The 15,052-nt window shown below is 42.6% G+C and carries 8 protein-coding genes; 4 read left to right on the top strand and 4 right to left on the bottom strand.

Features of this window, described 5'->3' with window-relative positions; translation table 11 throughout:
* Positions 1–15 precede the first annotated feature (15 nt).
* Entirely contained in the window at positions 16–2,367 is a 2,352-nt protein-coding gene (locus H9Y05_RS02055) for a heavy metal translocating P-type ATPase (protein ID WP_216713360.1), read from the bottom strand.
* 136 nt (positions 2,368–2,503) lie between these two features.
* Here H9Y05_RS02055 and H9Y05_RS02060 point away from each other — a divergent pair, with 136 nt between their 5' ends.
* The 3 genes from H9Y05_RS02060 to H9Y05_RS02070 all read left to right on the top strand — a co-directional run bounded on the left by H9Y05_RS02060 (position 2,504) and on the right by H9Y05_RS02070 (position 6,585).
* Positions 2,504–3,193 (top strand): Crp/Fnr family transcriptional regulator, encoded by a 690-nt coding sequence (locus H9Y05_RS02060; protein ID WP_163490444.1) that lies wholly within the window; start codon positions 2,504–2,506, stop codon positions 3,191–3,193.
* A gap of 48 nt (positions 3,194–3,241) precedes the next feature.
* The gene (lipA, locus tag H9Y05_RS02065; RefSeq protein WP_163490445.1) at positions 3,242–4,117 is read left to right on the top strand and encodes a lipoyl synthase; all 876 of its coding nucleotides are present in this window, start codon (positions 3,242–3,244) and stop codon (positions 4,115–4,117) included.
* Positions 4,118–4,326: 209 nt separating this feature from the next.
* Entirely contained in the window at positions 4,327–6,585 is a 2,259-nt protein-coding gene (locus tag H9Y05_RS02070; RefSeq protein WP_216713361.1) for a vWA domain-containing protein, read from the top strand.
* A 51-nt stretch (positions 6,586–6,636) separates the two neighbouring features.
* Here the strand turns inward: H9Y05_RS02070 and tamL are convergent, their stop codons facing one another.
* A complete protein-coding gene (gene tamL / locus H9Y05_RS02075) occupies positions 6,637–9,297 on the bottom strand; it encodes a translocation and assembly module lipoprotein TamL (RefSeq protein WP_163490447.1) in 2,661 nt (886 codons plus the stop codon).
* A 74-nt stretch (positions 9,298–9,371) separates the two neighbouring features.
* Between tamL and H9Y05_RS02080 the strand changes: the two genes are divergently transcribed.
* Positions 9,372–10,100 carry an RNA methyltransferase gene (locus H9Y05_RS02080; protein WP_394366335.1) on the top strand — a complete coding sequence of 243 codons (729 nt, stop codon included), beginning with the start codon at positions 9,372–9,374 and terminating at the stop codon, positions 10,098–10,100.
* A gap of 3 nt (positions 10,101–10,103) precedes the next feature.
* On the opposite strand, the gene H9Y05_RS02085 is transcribed toward H9Y05_RS02080, so the two are convergent.
* On the bottom strand, positions 10,104–10,682 hold the full coding sequence (locus tag H9Y05_RS02085) for a SiaB family protein kinase (RefSeq protein ID WP_163490449.1): 579 nt from the start codon (positions 10,680–10,682) through the stop codon (positions 10,104–10,106).
* A gap of 36 nt (positions 10,683–10,718) precedes the next feature.
* Positions 10,719–15,014: a T9SS type B sorting domain-containing protein gene (locus H9Y05_RS02090; protein ID WP_216713363.1), complete on the bottom strand. Its 4,296-nt coding sequence runs from the start codon at positions 15,012–15,014 to the stop codon at positions 10,719–10,721.
* Positions 15,015–15,052 lie beyond the last annotated feature (38 nt).

The following is a 15,052-nucleotide window of genomic DNA, read 5'->3' on the forward strand; positions in this document are numbered from 1 at the left end:
TCCACTTTCAACTAATTACTTCTTAGGAGCAAACCACATGATTCCGAATGTTGCCACCGCGACAATGGTTATCGAGCTCAACGGCATGATGATCGCTGCGACAATTGGTTCCAGTTGACCACTCAATGCGAAACTTAACCCGGCGGTATTGTACAAGAGGGAAAAGCCGAAGCAAACGCGCAATATTGTTTTAGAAAAAGCTGCAATTTTTAATAAAACCGGCAACTGGTTGAGCTTATTGGCTTCCAGAATCGCATCAGAGGAGGGAGTAAACTGGAAAACATCTTCCGTAATGGAAATTCCTACGTGTGCTTCCTTCAATGCTCCGGAGTCATTCAGTCCGTCTCCGATCATCAACACCTTTGCACCTTTGTTTTTCAACTCCAGGATATAATCCCGCTTTGACTGAGGGGTCTGGTGAAACCGAATGCTGACGTTTCCGGGAAACAACTCTTCCAGCATGAATTTATCTTTTTCAGAATCTCCGGAAAGAACATGTAAGCGGTACCTACTCAATTGACTGATCATCGGCTCTAACCCCTTTCGCAAGTGTGAACTGAAAATAAAACGCCCCATGACAATCCCCGCTATTCTGACATATACAGAAGAACGATTGTCTTCGATATCAACTCCCACAAATGCGGCAGAACCCAATTCATAATCTTTCCCCTGGTATACCGCTTTCATCCCTTTCCCTTTCACTTCTTCAAACTGATCCAACTCCACAGTCATTTCGACATTCATACTGTCATATAGCTCTTTTTTCAATGCCATGGCATAGGGATGCCCAGACGAATGTGCCATCGAAAAAATAGCTGCTTTCTGCGCCGGAGATAATTCTACTCCTTCATAATGAACCACATTACTGACTTCTGTCAGTGTACCGGTTTTATCGAAGACAATATCGGTGATACTTTCCAGGTCTTTTACAACTGTCACATGCTTCAGGTACAATCCTTTTCTTCCCAGCAAGCGCATATTGTTTCCATACGTAAACGGTGCAGAGAGTGCCAATGCACACGGACAGGCAACGATCAAAATGGCGACAACCACTTCCACGATCCTTCCCGCATCAATAAACCACCAGGCAATAGCGGCAATTGCTGAAATGATCAGTACAGCGACCAGAAACCATTTGGAAAGTGTATCGGAGAATAACTTCGTGGTTTCCTTTACAGAAGAGTTATTCCACAAGCTGGTCAGGTGACTTCTGTTCGTCGCTTCTTTGACTTCCAGCCGGACACTTTTTCCCAGTATCTTTCCACCCGCAAAAATTTGTTCGCCTTGTTTTTTTGTCAATAATTCAGACTCCCCGGTAACAAAACTATAATCCATCGTTGCTTCATCAGTGAGCAAAATGGCATCACATGGTACAATTTCTTCGTTCCGGATGAGAATGGTATCCCCTTTCTGCAACTTTTCAATGGCAATGGTTTCCTGGCAGGAATCAGCATTTATTTTAGTTACCGCAATCGGGAAGTAAGACGTGTAATCACGTTCGAAACTCAGGGATTGATAGGTCTTACTCTGAAACCATTTACCAATCAGTAAAAAGAAGATAAAACCAGCGAAAGAATCCATATAACCGGCTCCCTGACCGGAGAAAATAGCATAAGCACTTTGGAAATACAATGCAAAAATTCCGATTGTTATCGGCACATCAAGGTTGATCGCCTTTGCCCGTAAAGCTTTCCAGGCAGAAATAATAAATTCATTGGCAGAATAGAACAGTACGGGAATTGAAACTCCGAATGATAAGTAGGACATAAATTTTCGGAATTCCGGATTGACTTCATCAATTCCCAGGTACTCCGGAAAGCTCCACAACATGATGCTTCCGAAAGCAAACCCCGCGACTCCAAGTTTGATCAGGAATTGCTTATCGATTAGTTTTTGTGTTTTCTTCCGGTTTCCAAAGTTCGGCGCATAACCGATCCGATGCAGCAAAGTTGCCAGTTCAGACAATTTTAATTGCGATGCGTCAAATGTGATGGCGGCTTCCCGCGCTGTAAAATTCACCAGGCACTGAGAAACCGCAGGTTCTATTTTTGACAGGTTTTCCAGCAAGTAAATACAGGAAGAGCAATGAATGGCCGGAAGGTACAACAATACTTTGCTGTAGTTTCCTTCTTCAAACAAAATAATTTTCTCACGAATGTCCGGCAGTTCCAGAAAATCGTACTTGCCTTCACTCAACTTGTCCGGTTTCGTTCCCGGAACAGCCTCGAACTTATAGAAACTATCCAGGTGATTGTCTACCAGAATCGTATACACCATTTTACAACCGGTACAACAAAATTCCTTTTCGTTGAACACCAGTGGCCTGCCGACAATCTGATCTCCACAGTGGTAACATCCTTTCTCCATACCTTCAAACCATATATAACGGGAATTATCCCTCAAACCGTACGGCAAAATTACTCCGTATCTATCGCTGAAAAAATGACTTGCATCAGCTTTGCATGTAAAAATGTATTAACTTTGTAGTGTCATTTTACGGTATATGCTTATTCACTCTCACAAGCACCTCACATGCGAGAATTGCAGGTCGCGCAAGGATTCGTTGTTCAGTCATTTCAACTGTGAAGAGACTGCATGTCTGAATAGTGCCAAATCCTGTAATTTCTACAAAAAGAAACAGCCGATTTTCCTGGCCGGAAGCCTTCCACGTGGAGTATACTGCCTCAGTGAAGGGAAAGTCAAGGTATTTTCGATTGGTGAGCAGGGGAAAGAACAAATCGTTCACATTGCAAAAGATGGTGAAATCATCGGATTCAGAGCCATGTTGAGTGGTGACCCCTACCAGGTTTCAGCTGAGACACTGGAAGATTGTAACATTTGCTTCATCGCCAAAGATGAATTCTTAAACATGATTGACACCAACCCGACCTTACGGGATAATGTCATGAAGGAGCTCTCAAAAGAGTTGAATACCCGCACAAAACTGCTGACCAATATGGCCCAAAAATCGGTTCGCGAACGGTTGGCTTTTTCATTGGTTTACCTCGATAAAGTCTATAGTGAAGAGTCCATTAATCTGTCACGGGAGGACCTGGCAAACTTCATCGGAACGGCAACAGAAACATTGATTCGTTTGCTAAAAGATTTCAAGGAGGAAGGATTGATTGAAATTCACACCCGTAAACTGACCTTATTGAATCGTCCGGGCCTACTTCGCATCGCGGGAGATTAATTTTTTATACCTTTGTATACGGTTATCGTAAATAACCATCAGAAAAAAATGGATCAGGTCAAAGAAATCGGAGAATCAAAAGTTCGCATCAAAAAACCAAGCTGGTTGCGTGTGAAATTGCCCACGGGAGAAAATTACCGGATGGTACGCTCACTGGTTGACGAACATAAATTGCACACCATTTGCGAAAGCGGAAACTGTCCGAACATGGGCGAATGTTGGGGAGAAGGTACTGCTACATTCATGATTCTTGGGAACATCTGTACGCGTTCCTGTGGATTTTGTGCTGTTGCAACCGGGCGTCCGGATGCTGTTGATGAATTTGAACCGGGACGTGTAGCTCACAGTGTAAAAACCATGCGTGTAAAACATGCTGTGATTACTTCCGTAGACCGGGATGATCTGAAAGACGGAGGATCATTGATTTGGGCTCAAACGGTTCGTGCCATCCGGAATCAATCTCCGGGTACAACCCTCGAAACACTGATCCCTGACTTCGCAGGAAAATGGGAAAACCTGCAAAACGTCATTGATGTAGCTCCTGAAATTGTATCACACAACCTGGAAACTGTCAGACGACTCACCAAAGAAGTACGTATCCAAGCAAAATATGACCGCAGTCTGGAAGTTCTTTTTCGTTTAAAAAAAGGAGGAATGCGCACTAAATCCGGTATTATGCTCGGACTGGGAGAAACCCATGAGGAAATCATTGAAACATTGGAAGACCTCAGTGCTGTAAATGTGGATATTGTCACACTGGGACAGTATTTACAACCAACCCCTAAACACCTTCCGATTGCGGAATTTGTAACTCCTGAACGATTTGCAGAATACAAAGAATACGCACTAAAGCTGGGATTCCGTTACGTAGAAAGCGGTCCGCTCGTTCGTTCTTCTTACCACGCAGAAAAACATCTGTTTTAAGTCTTTGTTTTTATATTTAACCCGAGATCGGGATAAGAAAAGTCAGATCGCTTGTAACCTATGGGGTACGAGTACTCATTTATAAAACACCCATTTGTTCCGTTGTTTGTATTCGCTGCTACGACAAACAATAAGTCTCTTGAATGTGAATCCAAATCGATTTTTTATGGAATCTTCCATTTTAAATCATCTGATAGAAAAAAGTCTTTATGGAACGATTTATTCTATTCTTATTCGTATGCTGCTCACAGCTATTAAATGCTCAGACAGGAAGTTTGCAGATTGAGTGTTTACAGCAATCTAATCTGGAAGCAATTGCCGATTTGGTTATTGAGGTTCACAGTGATTCGTTATGCCTTGAAGGAACTACAAATCAGGATGGTAAATCCATGTTCAAAGGAATTCCTTCGGGTGAGGTTTCACTTTGGTTTTTGGCAAATAATCAATTGAGAACATCCAAAGTCTACATTCAGGAAAATCAATTATTACAATGCTCTTTTTTATTAGACAGTATATTCAAAGTCAAAGTAGTTGATTTTGGAAGAGATTTCGTTCGAGATCCAAATGGGATGCAAAAAGAGAATATACTAATCGACAGAAGTCCAATTCGCATGGCAGATGGAGATTTGCCAGTTTCACAAATTAAAGAAATAGAATGTCTTACAATTACAGCATATCGTGTTCCGCTGATTGATCATTACAGTAGTGCATCAGGTGCTGTCGTAACTCGTGAAGACGCTAATCATCTTCCTGTTAGAAGTGTTAACGGAGTTGCTTCAACTGTCGGAGGTATGAATAGCATAGAAGGAGCAGATGAATTACATATTCGTGGAGGAAGGTCAAATGCCAATGCTTATTATATTGACGGAATGCGGGTGTCGTCCATTCAAAATATACCAAAAGCATTCATTTCAGATGTGACCGTAATTACTGGAGGAATTCCTGCCAATTATGGAGACCTTACGGGTGGTGTCATCGCGATACAATCGAGGTCATCCATTCAACAATCAAGTAATTATCCCTCAAAGAAACAGCGAAATAACACTACAATTGGCCAGTCATTCAGTGAGCCTGAACCAATGCTTCCTCAAATGAATTATGATCAATTTTTACCCATTTATGAAAATGAATTTTTGTCTTCCATCAGTCATCCAAATTCAACATTTGGAATAGATGTGGATCGAGCATCATGGACCTATATCAAACGAATGATTGAAGGAAATCAGCATGTGCAAAAAGATGCTGTGAAATTGGAAGAAATGATCAACTCCTATCATTATGTTGATGTGGAACAAAAGAATTTGATCAATCTTGCGATGCGTCGAATTGTGTGTCCATGGAATTCAGAAAACGAATTAATCGCGATTCATCTCAAGGCGAAAGATTTGCCAAAAGATTTACCACGTAAAAAACACAACCTCGTGTTTTTAATTGATGTTTCTGGTTCCATGACAAGCTCAGATAAATTACCCTTACTTGTTAAAGGATTCAAAGACCTTGTATACTCACTCAATGAAGATGATTTTGTTTCAATTGTAACGTATGCCGGAGCAAGTGGAGTCGCACTTGAACCAACTTCGTGTGCTCAAAAAGACAAAATAATTGAGGTGTTAAATCGACTATCTTCGGGTGGGGCTACAAACGGAATCGGAGGAATTCAAACAGCTTACGATTTAGCGGAACAACATTTTGATGCAGAAAAAAATAATCGAATTATTTTATGTACGGACGGTGATTTTAATGTGGGAATAAATACTCCCGGAGATTTAGAATACTATATTTCGTCAAAACGAGGAAAAGGAATTTACCTTACTGCACTTGGTTTTGGAATGGGGAATTATCATAGTTCAACCTTAGAGACGATTGCAAACAAAGGAGATGGCAATCACTTCTACATCAACAATTTGGCTGAATGTAAAAAAGTGCTGATCGATGATTTGGGAAATATTTTAAACATTGCCCGCGATGTAAAATTAAATGTGGAATTCAATCCGGATGAAGTCAAAGAATACCGATTGATCGGATATGAAAACAGATTGCTAAAACCAAGAGATTTTGTAGATGACACAAAAGATGCGGGAGAAATTGGATATGGACATGAAGTGACTGCTGTGTATGAAATCGTTTTGGGAAAAGCCGAAACGGATAAGAATCATTTTACAAAATCGAAAGAAAAAACAGGAAACAATAGCGAATTGGCATTTGTAAAATTGCGCTATAAACCTTTTGAAGATTCAGTGAGTATTGAGGAGCAATTTTCTTTACCGAAAGCACAAAAACCGGAAGAAGACTCTTTTCTCACGACATTGATTGCATTTGGACTAGAACTGAGAAATTCTGCCTTCAAAGGCAGAATCAACACGAATTATTTAACTGAAATTAGTTCCAATCTTAACGAATCAAAAACGGATGAAAATGAACTAAAACAGTTGATAGAAAAGTATACTAAACACGTGATGTTACATTAACCTGAGTTCAGCTTAAGCAGATTGTGTAACCGGAATTAGATGAATCTGTTCTTAGAACGGATATCCGATACCGAAGTGTAATACCGGGATAAATGGTTTGGGTACTGTTGACATATCCAGTCCCGGTGTGTTTTCCAGTTCCTGGTGGAACGCATCGCGGGATTGGAAAATCCACTGTGACCCCTTCGGAAGAGAAGGGTTTGAAAGCGGAATACCTAAATCCAGTCGCACAACAAAGAAATCCAGGTCAATCCGCAAACCGATTCCTCCGGAAACAGCCAACTGTTTGTACCAATCTTTTGAGAATTGTGATCCGGGTCGGTTGACGTCTTCATTCCATGTCCAAATATTTCCGATATCAGAAAAGATGGCTGCTTTAAAAATTCCCCCCATCGAAAAACGGAATTCGGCAAAGCCGGCAATCCGGATATCTCCGATTTGTGTAACGGTTCTGTTTTGATCCAGGTAATATTTATATACTCCCGGTCCTAATGTACGTGAGCGCCATCCACGGTTGTCATTGGCTCCTCCCCCAAAGAAACCATAGTCATACGGCAGGGAAGTTGTCGTGTTTCCGTACGGCATCCCGACACCTGCCAGAAAACGCATGTTCAGACTATGTTTCTTCCCAATCGGTTGGGCATAAATGATCTCATTATCCAGGCGCAAAAACTGGGAATAGCCCAACCCAAAGATCGTCCGTTGACCGATGGAATTGGTGTCCTGGTATTTTTTGAACAACGAGAGGAAATTCCCCGCCGGGTCAAAAGAAGTCTTGAAGTAAATATTGGCATTTGATTTCTTGTTCTTCTTCTCGGTTGTGTTGTATTCATAGGTAATCTTCCAATCCTGCCAGATAAACTGGTCACTGTATGTATTACGCAAGAACATATCGTTCAACTGGTTGAGTTTATCCTGAAAATTACCCTTCGGATTAAACAGCACATATTTTATGACAGAGCTTGTCGGGAGACCAATCTGGAAAATCTGTGTTTCCGCGCCATAGAATCGCCATAAGTAGCCAAACTGGAAGCTTCGTCGGTCAAAATCTTCCCGGTTCTGGTAGTTAAAGGAAGCCGTAAGAATTGTTCTTGCACGCTGGCGTTTGGCCATGTAAACAGCTCTTCTCAACGGGAGTAATCCCGGTAAATCCAGTTTAACTCCTGGTTCGAGTTCAAACGTATTGAAACTTCTCCCTGATTTCTTTACTTTCTCCCCATTGACCGATTCATCAAAAATAGCCGGTTGCGATTCGAAACCGCCACTGAGGGAAAATGTCAGTTTTTCCGCTCCCCGGAATAAATTCCTGTTGCTGTAATTCAACGATGCCGACACCCCTAAAAACCCGTTGGAGTTCGTTGCCTTCGGTTCGAAACTGAAATGTTGCTTTTCCGATGGAACCAGGTAATAATGAACTTCTACCTTGTTGGAGTCGGGAATCTCCACTAATTTTGGTTTCACCACAGAAAAAATATCCAGTTGCAGTAATCGCGTATAAGAACGTTCCAGGTAATACTCTTTGTAATAATTTTCATTTTCCAGGTAATTCTGCAACTCGATAATACCCGGTCGGACAAACATCCGTTCATTGTAATAGAAATTCGCAATCCGCTGAATATTCAGGGTATCCAAATCTTTTGGAATCCCTCTTTTCTTTTTTTCATTTTTATTAAAATAAACATCTTTGAATACCAACGTGTCAATGGTTGTCAGATTTCCGTCAGTCATCATCGGCAAACTCAATTCCTTCAGACGTTCTTTGAACGAACCTTTCATTGTGAGTGTATCCAGGATATGGAAATGCACATCTTTCACCAGGAAGGTCCGGTAAGGGATCGTAATAACGCTGTCGGCATAGTCAGGTGACTGGATCATCCGCTCTGCGAAACGAATTCCCAGCGTTACTTTGTAATCTCCTTTTGCCGTATCTGCCACGTAATCGATACTGGAATAACTAAATCCGAAATATGCTTCATCACGCATTAAACCGGCCACAGTGTTCCGGTGATCATTCAACAAATCCGTGTCGAAGGGTTTTTTCAGCAGCGATTCGACCTTTCCTTTTTGAATGAATTTCTCGTAGGAATTTTTAATGGATGAATTAGGCCCTGTCAGGTAAACAGAATCAATGTAATACCTCTTTCCGGGGTGAACATAGTATTTCGCAATTGCTTTTTTATTGTTTTTATAGACGACCTCTCCATTGACAGAACCGTAGTAATACCCTTTCTTCTTCAGGTAGACATTCAATTGCTCGATTGATTTGTCAAAATAGATCGTATCGTAAATAACCGGTGGTTCTCCGAACTTGTATTTCAACCATTCACGGAAAAACATTTTGGGATCAACTGTATCCTTTACCGGTAAAACGCGTTTGGTGTACCATTCTTTTCCTTTCCGCCTGGCACGCGCAATTCGCTTCTCATTAATCCGTTTTTCTTTCGATCTTATTTTCTGATTCTTTACCTTCAGTTGTTCGTTTTTCCGAATACGTTTTTCAGCAACTTTAGCAGAGTCAATTGCGTTATAAGCCGCCAGTTTTATTTTCATTCCAAGCGTCTTGTAGTTTGGCTGCTGACGAATAACCCCTGCCAGGTCATCATCATTCAATTCACTTTTATCCACTTCAATGGTGTTCTTTTTCAACAGGTATTTACCTTCCGGAACATACTTTGTCTGTTTACACCCAATTAAAAGTGTAACAATTGTCATAAAAAGGACAGCTATGCCAGCAAACCGATGCAAAATTTCTTTAATTTCGAAACAAAAATAATATAAAAGAGAACGTGAACGCTTTATCACAAAACAAGATAAAACAAATTCGTTGCTTACAGCAAAAAAAATGCCGTGATGAACACGATTTATTTGTTGTAGAAGGGGAAAAAATGGTAGCGGAAGTTTTAATGACTGCTTCAGAACACGTTGAATTTTGTGTATCTACTGCTGACTTTTATTCTGAATACGCGAAAGGTGTGGAATGGTATCAATGTGATGAGGAAACTTTAAAACGTTGTTCTTCACTCAAAACACCCAATAAAGTCATAGCCGTTGTTAGAAAAATGGCTTTTCCGGACACACGCACTTCTTTCTTACTGGCATTAGACGAAGTGCAGGATCCCGGAAATATGGGCACGATCATGCGCCTGGCAGATTGGTTTGGTGTCAAAAAAATTATCTGTTCCCGGACAACTGTTGATGTATACAATCCGAAAGTAATTCAGGCCTCGATGGGGGCATTTTTAAGAGTTCAGGTAGAATACACCGATTTGAAACCCTATTTTCAGAAGACACAATTACCTGTATTCGGAGCCTTACTGGAAGGGGAAAACATCTACAAAACGACGGTACAACCTGAGGGAATTTTACTCATGGGAAATGAAGGAAACGGAATATCCGAAGAATTAAGGTCATTCATCAGCCATCCTGTTTCCATTCCAAAACGTGGAGGTGCCGAATCACTCAATGTTTCCATTGCAACGGGAATCTTACTTTCTGAGTTTTTCAGAAATGCGTAATGGTTATTGCTTGTTGAGTTCAACTTCCATCACCAGAAAGGCTTTGTTGGAAGGTAAATCATAAATACGGTACTGTAAGTCTTCAGAGGATTTGATTCGCATGGTAACAATTCCCAACCCTGCTCCTCCTTTTTGGGATAAATACCCGTCTTTCAGAATACTGAGATACAATTGTTTTAATTCCTCGTCACTGTGATTATTAATATTTCCCAGGTACGTTTTTACCGATGACCGATCTTCCGGCTCTACGATGTTGCCAAAGAGCACTTTGTACCCCAGGTTATTGTGCGTAACAATCAGAAAAGCTGTTTGTTGACCATTGTCATCCAAACCTCCGTGCAAATGAATATTCTGCAGCCCCTCAACGAGAATACTAAACATTCGTTTGATCACGTGACGCTTATCTCCCAGTTTGATCATGATCTCTTCTACGCCATCGGCAAAACTCCGGATCAGGTTTACAGAAAACTCACCATAATATTTCAACAGCACATGAAACCCCAGGTCTTTCTCGTACAGAGAAAGATAGGATTGGTAAATCGTATCTATTGAGACATTTATATGTTTCTGTATATCAATCATCGCAGTGAATTACTGTACAAATGAAAACTAATTTTATTAATGTGTATGCACTACATGAACAAATCCATGTTTCTGATTACCATCGGGCAACGTTATCGCGTATGTATATACTCCCTCAACAACCATGTTTCCTGACATATCCCGTCCATTCCATGTATTGTCATAGTTATCATTGGTATAGATCAGGTTTCCCCATCTGTTCACAATCAGTAATTTTGTATCAGGGAGCAATCCTTTGAGAATAAACAAGTCATTGATTCCGTCTCCGTTCGCAGTAATAATATTCGGAGCCTCCAACTCAGAAATCACTTCAATAGTTATGGTTACTGAATCAACACAACCATTCGCATCGGTCACTGTCAGTGTTACATTGTAAAATCCGTCCTGGGTAAATACATAGTTCGCATGCTGTGTTACAGCAAATGTAGTCGTATCCAATTCCCAGTTCCATGAAACAATATTGCCTGTCGATTCATCGTGGAATTGAATCGGTTCATTCATAGACGCAGGATTCGGAGAATAACTGAACCGGGCATCCACAAACACATCCTCAGCTACCGTGATCGGAGTCCCTGTTACTGAACATCCGTTTGCATCTGTTACTGTTAGTGTGTATGTACCAACTTGTAGATTAAAGATATCCAACGTTGTGTATACACCACCATTCCAGGAGTACGTATAAGGACCTGTTCCGCCGGTTACCGTTACCCCCGTAATACTACCTCCCTGCATACAATCAGCATTATCGACAACAGGTTGCCCTGCAATTGCCGGAGCAGCAGGTGCTGTAATTGTATACGGAGCACTTGTCGCTGTACAACCATTTGCATCTTCTACTACCAATGTATAGGTTCCCGGTTGTAAATCTGAAACATCAGCTGTCGGGTTTACATCTCCGTTCCACTCATAAACATACGGACCTACTCCACCCGTCACAGACAACCCTGAAATAGATCCTCCGGTTTGACAGGTCGCGGAAACAACATTAGCTGTTCCGGTTATCGAAGGAACTCCCTGGCTATTGATCACATGTGGGCCACTGGTAATCTGACAACCATTGTCATCTGTTACAACAAGTGTGTATGAACCTGCTGACACGTTCAACAAATCAATTTGAGCTGTCACATTGGTATTCCACGCATAAACATATGGCTGTGCGCCTCCGGAAACAGTAATTCCCGTAATACTTCCACCTTGCGTACATGTTGCATCAGTAATGGTTGCTGTTCCACCGAAAACAGGTGGTGCCACCTGGGTAATGGTATACGGTCCGCTTTGAACGACACATCCCGCGTTATCTGTAACTGTTAATGTATATTGTCCCGCTGCTGCGCCTGTAAGATCAGTTGTCGCTGAAATCGTTGTATTCCACGCAAACGTATACGGTTGCGTTCCTCCGGAAACGGTTAATCCTGTGACAGAACCCTGCGTAGTACATGTAGCATTTGTTACAACTGCTGTTCCGTTAATTACCGGAGCTCCGACCATATTAATTGTAATCGTCGCACTCGTGTCCGTACACCCATTCGCGTCTGTCACGACAAAAACATAAGGGCCCGCAGGTACATTTGCCAGGTCGATTGTAGCTGACGGGTTACTATTCCATTGATAGGTAAGTGTTCCTGTTCCACCAGTCACCGTCAGTCCGGAAATTGCCCCCTGGCTTGTACATGTTGCATTTGTTACGGCAGGCGTACCTCCAATAACAGGAGCGGTATCTTCATCAACCTGGTAAGGTCCCGACTGTACCTGACAACCATTGTCATCAGTTACTGTAAGTGTATAACTTCCGGCAGCAGCTCCCGTAAGATCTGCTGTTGTTGTTACCGTTCCACTCCAGTCAAACTGGTATGGAGTTCCCCCACCGGTCACTGCCAACCCTGTAATTGCTCCACCAGTATTACAATTCTCATTTGTAATAGCCGCTGTTCCTGAAATCACAGGTGCAGCAGTCATTGGTATTACATAGGGTCCGCTTTGTGCTGTACATCCGTTTGCATCTGTCACGGTTAAGGTATATGAACCTTGTGCAGCAGACAAATCCTGGTTTGGTGTCGTAGTCCCGTTCCAGTCATAATTTGTGATGGCAACAGACGCATTCACTACCAATCCTGTAATGGTACCGTTCGCTGAACATGTTGCAGCTGTAATCACAGGTGTTCCACTGATTGTAGGTCCTCCTACTCCGCTGATTGTATGTGGACCGCTTTGTGCCGTACATCCATTCTCATCTGTTACAGTGAGTGTATAATTACCCGCTGATGCATTTGACAAATTCGTTCCCGGAGTACTTGTCCCATTCCAGTTGTATGTCAATGTACCTGTTCCACCGGAAGCATTTAAACCGGAAATTGAACCTCCTGCGGTACAAGTTGCATTGGTAATCACCACTGTACCTGTAATCGACGGACTTGCCCCGACAACTACTCTAACCGGTTTTCTGAATGTTCCCGGGCATGTTCCTACATAGTAGGTCGTTGTTGTTGTCAGAACGGGGGTATTAAATGTTAATCCTGTTGCAACAGGAGCTCCTCCGAATTGTGACGTGTACCATCCAATAGTTGCACCGCCCGGAAGTGTTCCGGTAACTGTTGCCGTCAGTGTTGTTGACTGGCTTCCGCAAATCGTATCATTGCCGGCAGTAATATCATAGATTGATGTACCCGTATTGGTAAGTCCCACACCACCAGACGTTGCTCCGTTCATGGGGAAAGAAGCAGACCAGGGGTTTTGACTTCCGTTACTTGTCGTACCACCCGGTGCTCCGCCTGCAACAGATAACACAGGGGTTCCTGAAGTATAGGTAATTCCACCTCCTGCTCCGCCTGCACCCGGTCCGCACAGTTCATGAGTTCCGCCTCCAAGTGATGAAAACACCAGGCTATGCGATCCTCCGCCACCGCCATTTGCAGTAAGGTTGACTGTTGCCGGGATCGGGTTACTGTTTTTCACGTAGATATAACCGCCACCGCCACCACCGCCGGCTCCGTCATTTCCTCTACGTTGCCCCACTCCGGCTGTTTGATTGGTTGGATTTGAATTTTGTCCGTTTTCCCCGTTGGAAAGAATGCTTCCTGTACCTGTAATCGTTCCGTAAACAGTAAGATGAATAATTCCACCACCACGACCACCGGAACCTCCTTGTCCTGAATCTTGTCCACCGGCACCACCTCCTCCTCCAAGGAAGATTTTAGATGGGTTGTATACCAAGGCATGCCCACCGTAACCACCATTCTCTTTACGGGCGTTTCCTCCCCAGATTGCTCTGTTGGGTCCGTTCACCGCAGGATTCTGATTGGAGTTGGCGTAAGTATATCCACCACGACCTCCACCGGAACTCAACGTTGTTGCCATGTTTGGCTTCTCCAGGTTCCAGATAGCAGCATAGCCAGGTGTCGGAATTCCTTTTCCGGTATGTCCGTTTGTATCTCCTACATTCGCGCCACCGCCACCGCCGGAGTTCTGAGGGCCGCCACCGCCGCCACCATTGGCAAGAGCACCACGTCCGTAACGGGAATAAAGCGTTGTATATTCAGTGGTAAAACCGATGATACTCTCACCGATCGCACCACCCAGTGTAACATTCATCGTTCCCAAACGGGTGTCTCCGTTACCTGCACCTTCCGTGTGTGGTGTATTACCACCCGTTGCACTTGTTCCTTCAACTACACCACCCCGAAATCCTCTTGCAGAAGCATTGATTGCTCCTGCTGTATTTAATGCCAGATTTCCATCAACTTCGATCGCAATTACACCACCTGTTGTTCCATTCCAATCGGGAGAAATAACAGCTCCGGGATTGTTAATTGTTAAATTTCCATAGCGCGGAACACGAATAACCTGTACTTTACCCGCACTCAGGTAATTATTTTCCAACGGGCACGTCAAATTGATCTGTGTAGTTCCACCTACAGAAGCGACTTCCCTCAATTCAAAATTACCCACACTTCCATAGTTAGCAACCCGGCCGTATTTATGTGCATTCTGATACGATTGTCCGTAATTGGAGTTTACTTCAACACCTCCTCCCCAGCTTACTTCCGGATAATTATTGATATTGTAATTCAGACCATCAATATTGTCAAATTGCATTTGGATGATCATGATTAAATCTCCCTGCTGCAGATTTCCTGTAAAACCCGCTCCGTTCAGTTGGTTTGCGGCAACAGTTATCGAAGAATTTCCAATCGTTGCATTGGACGTCAATGTAGTATATGTATTAACAATCGTACCTGCCGTATTGATGGTTGCATTGCCATTTTTCCCTCTTTGAGCAACTAATGAAAAAGAGTGAAGGAGCAGGAGAAAGACGAGTATGAATAGTTGTCTCATAAGTACTCAATATATTATCAAGAATATTTCTACTTCAA

The organism is Taishania pollutisoli, assembly GCF_014518315.1.
Classification (GTDB): Bacteria; Bacteroidota; Bacteroidia; order Flavobacteriales_D; family Crocinitomicaceae; genus Taishania; species Taishania pollutisoli.